8 protein-coding genes and 1 rRNA gene are annotated in these 8,924 nt (G+C 71.2%); 2 read left to right on the top strand and 7 right to left on the bottom strand.

Going from position 1 to position 8,924, the window contains the following annotated elements:
• A 5S ribosomal RNA gene (gene rrf, locus ACZ6CZ_RS18010) occupies window positions 1-86 on the top strand; the annotation flags it as partial.
• A 107-nt stretch (window positions 87-193) separates the two neighbouring features.
• On the opposite strand, the gene ACZ6CZ_RS18005 is transcribed toward rrf, so the two are convergent.
• Window positions 194-754 carry a cysteine hydrolase family protein gene (locus tag ACZ6CZ_RS18005; protein WP_469021600.1) on the bottom strand — a complete coding sequence of 187 codons (561 nt, stop codon included), beginning with the start codon at window positions 752-754 and terminating at the stop codon, window positions 194-196.
• A gap of 83 nt (window positions 755-837) precedes the next feature.
• Between ACZ6CZ_RS18005 and ACZ6CZ_RS18000 the strand changes: the two genes are divergently transcribed.
• Window positions 838-1,419: a GNAT family N-acetyltransferase gene (locus ACZ6CZ_RS18000; protein ID WP_469021594.1), complete on the top strand. Its 582-nt coding sequence runs from the start codon at window positions 838-840 to the stop codon at window positions 1,417-1,419.
• A 44-nt stretch (window positions 1,420-1,463) separates the two neighbouring features.
• On the opposite strand, the gene ACZ6CZ_RS17995 is transcribed toward ACZ6CZ_RS18000, so the two are convergent.
• From ACZ6CZ_RS17995 to ACZ6CZ_RS17970, 6 genes are all read right to left on the bottom strand, one after another.
• Window positions 1,464-3,149: a type IV secretory system conjugative DNA transfer family protein gene (locus ACZ6CZ_RS17995; protein WP_469021591.1), complete on the bottom strand. Its 1,686-nt coding sequence runs from the start codon at window positions 3,147-3,149 to the stop codon at window positions 1,464-1,466.
• A 23-nt stretch (window positions 3,150-3,172) separates the two neighbouring features.
• On the bottom strand, window positions 3,173-4,585 hold the full coding sequence (locus tag ACZ6CZ_RS17990; RefSeq protein WP_469021588.1) for an ATP-binding protein: 1,413 nt from the start codon (window positions 4,583-4,585) through the stop codon (window positions 3,173-3,175).
• Window positions 4,586-4,599: 14 nt separating this feature from the next.
• On the bottom strand, window positions 4,600-6,159 hold the full coding sequence (locus ACZ6CZ_RS17985) for an SCO6880 family protein (protein WP_469021585.1): 1,560 nt from the start codon (window positions 6,157-6,159) through the stop codon (window positions 4,600-4,602).
• Window positions 6,156-7,502: a hypothetical protein gene (locus ACZ6CZ_RS17980; protein ID WP_469021583.1), complete on the bottom strand. Its 1,347-nt coding sequence runs from the start codon at window positions 7,500-7,502 to the stop codon at window positions 6,156-6,158. The genes ACZ6CZ_RS17985 and ACZ6CZ_RS17980 overlap by 4 nt, the downstream gene beginning before the upstream one ends.
• A complete protein-coding gene (locus tag ACZ6CZ_RS17975) occupies window positions 7,492-8,310 on the bottom strand; it encodes a DUF8175 domain-containg protein (RefSeq protein ID WP_469021580.1) in 819 nt (272 codons plus the stop codon). The genes ACZ6CZ_RS17980 and ACZ6CZ_RS17975 overlap by 11 nt, the downstream gene beginning before the upstream one ends.
• Before the next feature lie 142 nt (window positions 8,311-8,452).
• Complete coding sequence (locus ACZ6CZ_RS17970) at window positions 8,453-8,761, bottom strand: hypothetical protein (RefSeq protein WP_014673544.1); 309 nt, start codon at window positions 8,759-8,761, stop codon at window positions 8,453-8,455.
• Window positions 8,762-8,924: the final 163 nt, after the last annotated feature.

Here is an 8,924-nt window from a genome sequence, read left to right as displayed (position 1 = left end):
GTTACATTCCGAACCCGGAAGCTAAGCCTCACAGCGCCGATGGTACTGCAGGGGGGACCCTGTGGGAGAGTAGGACACCGCCGAACAATCTTTGAGAAAGAGCCCCAATTCCGGGTGAGAATCCGGAATTGGGGCTCTTTCGCGTACCCGGAACGGGATCGAGCGGGGCCGCGAGCGGCCCCGCTCCAGTCGGCTAGCCGCCGGCCGTGAAGGTCGCCTCCGCCGTGGTCACCGTGCCGCCCTTCCGGCCGGGGGCCTTCTGCGACGTCCAGTACAGGTTGGTGTGGGCTATCACCTGCTCCGGGGCGGGAGCGCCGTACGCGGTGAGGTCCTCGGTGGTGTGGGCGTCGGCGACCAGGGTCGCGTCGTAGCCGCGGACGAGGGCGCCGTGCAGGGTGGAGCGGATACAGGCGTCCGTCTGGGCGCCGGTGACCACGAGCCGGCCCACCTGGTGCCGGGCCAGCAGGGCCTCCAGGTCGGTCTCCTCGAACGAGTCCTGGTAGGTCTTGTGGACCAGGGGCTCGGTGTCGAGGCGCTTCAGCTCCGGCACGTACTCCCACTCCTCGCTGCCGCGCACCAGTTCGGCGTCGGAGTGCTGCACCCAGATCACCGGCACGTCCTGTTCGCGGGCGCGGCCGACGAGAGTGTTGATGTTCGCGATCACGTCGTCCCGCCTGGGGGCGCCGGCGACGACGCCGTTCTGGACGTCGATGACGAGCAGTGCGGTGTTCGGGCGGTCGGTCAGAGTTGTCATGGCGCCAGGCTAGAAGGCACCACTGACACGGGCGTGCGTATATCGGGTGAGAGGCGGGACGGGCCGGGGTTACCGTGGCCCTCATGACCAGCGTGACCGACATGAGTGGCCTGACCAGCGACGACTACGTCGTCCGTGCCATACGCCCCGACGACTGGCGTGCCGTGCGGGAGCTGCGGCTCGACGCGCTGCGTGACCCGGTGGCGAAGCTGGCGTTCCTGGAGTCGTACGAGGACGCGGCCGCGAAGCCGGACTCCTTCTGGCAGGACCGGGCCGTCGGGTCCGGCGAGGGGGCCACCGGGGCCCAGCAGTTCGTCGCCGAGGCGCCCGACGGGACCTGGGCCGGGACGGTGACCGTGCTGATCGAGGAGGCCGGGACGGCCGACTGGGCCGGCTTTCCGGTGGAACGGCGGCAGGGGCACGTCGTCGGCGTGTTCGTGCGGCCCGGCAACCGGGGTGCCGGTCTGCTGAAGAGGCTGTTCGACGCGGGCCTGGAGTGGGCCTGGGCGCGCGGCAGCGAGCGTGTACGGCTGCTGGTGCACGCCGACAACGGGCGTGCCCAGGCGGCGTACCGCAAGCTCGGCTTCGGGCCGAGCGGGGTCACCGTGGCCTTCCCGACGGACGAGACGCAGCGGGAGCTGGAGTTCGTGATCGAACGTCCCTGACCGGGCTCGAACGGCCCCGAGTCGCCACCGGTCACGGGGCGGCGCTAGAACGGCAGGTCGTCGTGCGGCCAGCGGGTGCGGGCCTGTTCGCGGGAGCGCAGCAGGGCCAGGGTGAGCAGGCCGCGACCGGCGCCGGTGGCGAGCAGGTCCGGCAGCTGGGGGAGCGGGGCCACGGCCGCGACGTCGTCCAGGATCAGGGTGAGTGGTGGGTCGAGCCGACCGGAGGATGACCGTTCGGCCATGTGCCGGCCGTGCTCGACCACGCTGGAGACGAGGGCCGTCAGGAGGGGCATCGCGCCCGGGTTGGTCCTGGGGTCCTCGATGGATTCACCGACCAGATAGAGGCTGCCCCCTTCGTCGGCGAAGGAATCCAGTGAGAGGGCATCAGTTCGGTTGGGTGTGCAGGCCTCGCGGATGTTGACCGTGAAGAGTGCGGACAGTGCGCGGCCGGTCAACTCCTGGGCCATGTCGCGACGCTCGGGGTGCGCGGTGAGCGCGGCCTCCAGCTCGCCGGCGGCCCCGGGGGCGGCCCTCGGGTGGGTGCGCAGGGTGCGGACGGCGTCCTGGATCTGGGTGCCCTGGGCCCAGCGGTGGACGTGCCGCACGGTGCGGTTCTCCAGCGCGGCGGCGTGCAGGTAGCTGCGCAGGAGCGTGGTCGCCGTGTCGGTGACCGCCTGGTCGATCCGGGCGGTGGGCCGGACGGGGCCGAGGAGGGCGGTGGCCCGCCGCAGTGCCGTCTCCCGGTCCGCGCAGCCGGCGGTGGGGGACCAGTGCAGGCGGGCCGGGGTGTCGCAGCGGTGGGTGGGGTCGTAGAGGAGGGTGGGGCCCAGCTTGGCCCTGGCGTCCTTGGTCTCCGCCCAGACGGCCGGGTCGGAGGTGACCACGACGATCGGCCCCGCCGCGTCCTGGACGGCCTGGACCGCCATCGACCGGCGCTCCTCCCTGGGGGCGACCAGAATCCGCCCCCAGGCGCTTGCCGGCGCCGGGCCGTGGGCGCCCGCGAAGGCGGCCAGGGGCGCCTGCGGGGCCGTCTCCGTGAGGGCGCCCGCGGGAGGGCCCCCGGCGGCCGGGGCGGCCGCTGTGGCCGCGGTGGGCGCGGGAGTGGGGGCTTCGGGTGGCTGGGCCACGGCGCTCGCGGGCCGGGGAGCGCTGAGAGCCTCGGCCGGCTGGGACCGGTGAGGCAGTACCCGCTCGGTGCGCGGTGCGGGGACCTCGTGGTGAGCGCCGGGTTCCGGGGCCGGGTGCGGCAGCGGTGGGGCCGTCCGCGTGGGCACCGCGAGGGTGTCGCCGGAGCCGCCCGCGGCCCTCGGGGTGTCGGCCGCCCGGGCGGGGCCCTGCATCGTGCCCTTGGCGCCGGCGCGCTGTGCTGTGCCCGCGCGCCAGCGTGCCACCGCGCCCATCACGAACATGGCCAGGACGAACAGGATCATCAGCTGGCCGATGAACAGGCCCCAGAACAGCCCCCAGCCGGGAAGCCGGGCCGGTGCGGTGTCCGGCCAGGCGCCGGGGAGGTCGTGCGGCGCGCCGATGAGGTGGCGCATGGCCGGCGGGGTGCGGGTGAAGGTGACGCCGGGGGGCCAGGCGCCGTGCGCGAACCAGGCGGCCAGGCCCGTGGCCGTCCACACCAGCAGGGTGATGCCGAGGAGGAAGGCGAGTATCCCGATCAGCAGGCCGTCCGGGATGCCGCCCTGGCCGTCCCGCCGGTCGCCGCGGTGATCGTCCGTCCGCACGCTCTCTCCCTCCGCCCCGGCCCCTACGCCACCGTCGATTCGGAGTCGCCGAGGTGCTGTTCCATGAAGGCCGCGGCCCGCTCCTCGGCCTCCAGCTCGGCGGCGCGCAGCGCGTCATGGGCCGCCAGGTCGCTGGAGGACTCGGTCATCGCGCGGTCGGTGAAGACCAGGGGGCGTTCGGTCTCCGTGACCAGGTGCTTGACGACCTGGACGTTGCCGTTGACGTCCCACACCGCGATGCCCGGCGTCAGGGTCGGGATGATCTCGACGGCCCAGCGCGGCAGGCCCAGCACACGGCCCGTCGCCCGGGCCTCGTCGGCCTTCTGGGCGTACACCGTCCGGGTCGACGCCATCTTCAGGATGGCCGCCGCCTCCTTCGCGGCGGCGCCGTCCACGACGTCGGACAGGTGGTGGACGACCGCCACGAACGACAGGCCCAGCCGGCGGCCGAACTTCAGCAGGCGCTGGAACAGCTGGGCCACGAACGGGCTGGCGATGATGTGCCAGGCCTCCTCGACCAGGAAGATGCGCTTCTTGCGGTCGGGGCGGATCCAGGTGTGCTCCAGCCACACGCCGACGATCGCCATCAGGATGGGCATGGCGATGGAGTTGCGGTCGATGTGGGACAGGTCGAAGACGATCAGCGGTGCGTCCAGGTCGATGCCGACGGTCGTGGGGCCGTCGAACATGCCCCGCAGGTCACCGTCGACCAGCCGGTCCAGCACCAGGGCCACGTCCAGGCCCCAGGCCCGTACGTCGTCTATGGCGACGTTCATCGCCTCGGCGGACTCCGGCTCGGGGTGCCGTAGCTGCTCGACGATGTCGGTGAGCACCGGCTGGCGTTCGACGATGGTCTCGTTGACGTAGGAGTGGGCGACCTTCAGGGCGAAGCCGGACCGTTCGTCCAGACCGTGCCCCATGGCGACCTCGATGATCGTCCGCAGCAGCGCGAGCTGGCCGGTGGTGGTGATCGCGGGGTCGAGCGGGTTGAGGCGGATGCCCATGTCGAGGGCGGCCATCGGGTCGAGCCGGATGGGGGTTATCCCCAGTTCCTCGGCGATGAGGTTCCACTCGCCCACCCCGTCCTCGCCCTGGGCGTCCAGGACGACGACCTGGCGGTCGCGGAAGCGCAGCTGGCGCAGGACATAGGTCTTCTCCAGCGCCGACTTGCCGTTGCCGGACTCGCCCAGGACCAGCCAGTGCGGGGCGGGCAGCTGCTGGCCGTACAGCTGGAAGGGGTCGTAGATGTAGCCCTTCCCGGAGTACACCTCGCGCCCGATGATGACGCCGGAGTCGCCGAGGCCGGGGGCGGCCGTGGGCAGATAGACCGCCTGGGCCTGGCCGGTGGAGGTGCGCACGGGCAGCCGGGTGGTCTCGACCTTGCCGAACAGGAAGGACGTGAAGGCCTCGGTGATGGCGGAGAGCGGGTCCCGCATCAGGGCATCAACCCCTACCTTCGGATTCCGGTGGCGAACGGGAGCGTGTTCACGAACGCGCGGTGGTGCTCGCGGTCGCACCACTCCAGCTTCAGATAGGACTTCCCGGCGGACGCCCTTATCGTGCGCTTGTCGCGGGCCAGCGCCTCCGGGGAGCGCGAGGAGACGGTGATGTAGCCGACCAGGTTCACTCCCGCGGCGCCGCTCGCGAGGTCCTCGCCGCGCTGGTCGAGGCGGTTGTGGGCGGCGATGTCGCGGGGGTCGACGGTGCGGTTCATCTTGGCGGCGCGGGACGCCTCCGCCTCGTCGTTGGTCTTCTCGGTCAGCATGCGTTCGATGGCCACCTCGGTGGGCTCCAGGTCCATGGTCACCGCCACCGTCCGGATGACGTCCGGGGTGTGGACCAGGAGCGGGGCGAGGAAGTTGACGCCGACAGGGGTCATCGGCCACTCCTTCACCCACGCGGTGGCGTGGCACCAGGGCGCGCGGGTGGAGGACTCCCGGGTCTTCGCCTTGAGGTGGGTGGGGTCCATGGCGTCCAGCTCGGCCGGCCAGGCGTTGCGCCGGGTCATCGCCTGGATGTGGTCGATGGGGTGGTCGGGGTCGTACATGGAGTGGATGAGCGAGGCGAGCCGGCCCTGGCCGAGCGGCTGGCGCACCCGGATGTCGGCCTCCTGGAGGCGGGAGCAGATGTCGGTCAGCTCGCGGGCCATGACGACGGCGAGCCCGGCGTCGCGGTCCAGCCTGCGGCCCGCCTGCGGCCGGGCCGCCCGCGCCATGGCCTGGGCCTCGGCGGCCAGTTCCCGGGTGAAGTGCATGCAGGCGACGAGGTAGGCGCGGTGCTGCTCGCTGCTGGTGGACACCATGGACTGGAGCTGCTCGTAGGAGCGCCGCAGCCAGTCCGGTGAGCGTTCGTCGCCGCGCACGGTGACGTCCTTGGCGTGGGCGTCGGGGTCGGCGGGCAGGGTGCGGGCGAGCATCTGGAGCCGGGTGACGAAGCCGTCGCCGTTGGCCACGTGCTTGAGCAGGGTGCCGAAGCGGTCGACGAGCGCCTCCTGGTCCTCGGAGTCGCGCAGGCCGACGCCGGGTCCCTCGATCTCGATGGCGGCGGTGACGGTCTTGCGGTCGGCGTGCAGCAGTACGGCGATCTCGTCGGGCCCGAAGGGGGCGGCGAGCCAGTTGATCCGGCCGATGCCGGGGGGCGGGCCGATCTCCACCTCGCGCCCGTCGAGCCGGGTGCCGGCCTCCATCACGCCGGAGCGGTAGACGGTGCCCCGGCGCAGGGTGCGCTTGTAGCTGCGGTTGATCTCGAACCACTTGTAGAACGTGCGGCGCTTGTACGGCACGTACACGGCCATCAGCGCCAGCAGCGGGAAGCCGGTCAGCGCCAGGATGCGCAGGGACAGGACGGGGACGAGGAGCCCGCACATCATGCCGAGGAACGCGCCCACGACGATCAGCGCGATCTCGCCGGACTCGCGGTTGCGGCCGATGATCGCGTTCGGCCGGGCGCGGCCGATCAGATACGTACGGCGGGGCGTGACCGGATGGGACAGGTGGGACTCGGTCGTCAACGCCCTTCACCTCCTGGGCGATTGCTGGTGCTGTTGCGGGTGTTCGCGGCGTGCGGGGTGTTGACCGGGCTCGGGGCGCGCGGCGCGGGCGCGGCGGAGGGGACAGCGCCGCCGCCACCTCCGTTACGGCTGCTGTGCGCGGCGACGCCGCCGGACATCGGGTTGGCGGGGCGGGCGGCGGAGGACTGGCCGCCGCCCTGGCCGCCGCCGCCGTTGTTGTCGGCGCGGGAGCTGTGCGTCTTGATGCCCTGGGCGACGAGGGTGGCCGGGGAGCTGATGACCGCGGCGGCCTTGCCCTCGGCGCCCTGCATGATGCGGTTGTTGCGGCCACTGGCGATCTCGTCGCCGAAGCCGGGCACGAAGCGGTAGATCATCGCGCTGGCGAAGATGGCGAGCAGGATGATGGCGAGGCCGGAGACGACGGCGGAGAAGGCGTCGGGGCCGTCGTCGCTGGACAGCGCGCCCGCGAGGCCGAGGACGATGACTATCACCGGCTTCACCAGGATGACGGCGATCATGATGCCGGCCCAGCGGCGGACGTGGCTCCACAGGTTCTTGTCGACCAGGCCGGCGTAGACGACGGTGCCGAGGAGGGCGCCGACGTAGAGCAGGGCGGCGCGGATGACGAGTTCCAGCCACAGGACGCCGGCGGCGAGGATCGAGACGAGGGACACCACGATCAGCATGATCGGGCCGCCGCCGATGTTGTCGCCCTTGCTCAGGGCGCCGGAGAACGTGCCGAAGAACGTGTCCGTCTGGTCGCCGGTCGTCTTGGCGAGGACGTCGGTGACGCCGTCCGTCGCCGACACCACCGTGTAGAGGATCAGCGGGGTGAAGGCGGAGGCCAGCACCGTCAGCCAGAGGAAGCCGATGGCTTCGGACAGCGCGGTGGTGAGGGGTACGCCGCGGACGGCCCGCTTGGCCACGGCCAGCAGCCACAGCAGGAGGGTGAGGATCGTGGAGGCGGCGAACACCACGGCGTACTGCTGGAGGAACTTGGGGTTGGTGAAGTCGACGGTCGCCGTCTCCTTCACCGCGTCACTGAGCTTGCCGACGGTCCAGGACGCGGCGTCGGCGCAGCCCCTTGCCAGGGAGGAAAGGGGGTCGAGGGTGTCGGAGAGGGGGCTGTCACCGAGACCGGTCCGGGACCCGGCACCTCCGGTGGAGTTGTGGCCCTTTTCGCAGTAGTCCTTGGCCGGCCCGTGGATCAAGTCACAGGGGTCGTTGCTTTTGGTGGGTGACGGCGAGGGGTCGGCGAAGGCGCGGGTGGCCATCAGGACCGCCGCTGTCTGCACGGTTGTGAAGACAGCGGCCAGCTCGAGTACGCGACGATTACCGGGCATAGGTGAATCCTCCGTACTCGTCGACTGCCTTTGACATCTCATCAGCGCTGGAAGCCTTGTCGTCGCCGGGAACGGGCGCCGGGCCTTCCTTCTGGGAGTGCGTGATGATCTTCCAGTCACCGGCGGTCCACTCCAGCTTCATCGTGATGGTGAACCAGGTGCTGGTGACCGGGTTGGTCGACTTCTCACCCGCCAGGCCGAGGAGTCCGTTGCACCACACTTCGACCGTCGCGGCGTCGGTGCTCGCCTCGATGACCTTCGTTCCGATCGGGCTGGTGCGGGAGACGAACGTGGTTCCCTGCGGGGCGGATCCGTCGGCGTTGAGGCCCACGCTGTTGCTGAAGGCGGGGGTGTACGCCTGGTCGAGCGATGCCTCGAACCCCGAGACCCGGGAAGGCGTGATGATGGTCTGCAGGATGGCATCGCGTCTGGTCTTGTTGAACATGTCGGCCGACCCCAGCGCCACCGCGTAGTTCGCCGCTGCGCTCTGCGCACCCTGCTCGCTGTGTGCGAACCCGGACGGGATTCCTCCGGAGTTGCTCTGCACCGGCTTCTCCCCGCTCGGGGCCGTCGCGGATGTCGCCGGTTTGTCGGCGGTGCCCGGGTCGGCGGCGTCGCCCGCGTCGCCCCCCCGGTTCGCGAAGGCGATCGCGGCGATGAGGAGGACGACCACGCCGACGATCGTGACGAGGCCGCGGGAGGAGGAGCGGGGGCCCCGGCGGGGGGCGCCGCCGTAGGGGTCGCCCTCGGGCAGGCGGGTGCGGGTGCGGCCGTCCTGGCTGTGACCCTGCTCGTCTCCGAGGCTCATGCCGCGTACGCCCCCTCTGCGTCGTAGGCATACGACGGTAGCCGTGCTGGGTCCCGCGTGGGCGCGGTGTGGTGACTCGACATCAGGAGAACGCAACCTCAGCCGGTGGGCACGACGGGTGGGTGGAGGAGGAGGCGGGTCGCTACACGGCCATGCCGTACACGATGGTGAACAGCGTGCCGAGGGAGCCGATGATGAACACCCCGGTCAGACCGGCGATGATGAGGCCCTTGCCCTGTTCCGCGCTGAACGTGTCCCGCAGGGCCGTCGCGCCGATGCGCTGTTTGGCCGCACCCCAGACCGCGATGCCGAGGCAGAGCAGGATGGCCACCGCCATCACCACCTCGATCATCACCTTCGCCTCGTTGCCCAGGCTGCCGAAGGGCCCCCAGTCCGGAGCGATCCCGCCGATGATGGTGTTGATGTCTCCCTTGTCGGCCGCAAAGAGCATGTAAGTCACCGCCCCTGGTGGGTAGTTCCGCGGTCCCCTGCGGTGTGCAGAGGTCAGGCCTATTCTCGCCGACAACAGCGCCGTCGTATGTCGACTTGACGTCATTGATTGGCGGGTTTCGTACGCACGACCCGTACGGTCACTCTGTGTATCACGGCAGGTC

It is taken from the genome of Streptomyces sp. NPDC041135 (assembly GCF_055592085.1).
The sequence above is the reverse complement of the archived record's forward strand: the minus strand, read 5'-3'. Positions and strand labels throughout refer to the sequence as shown.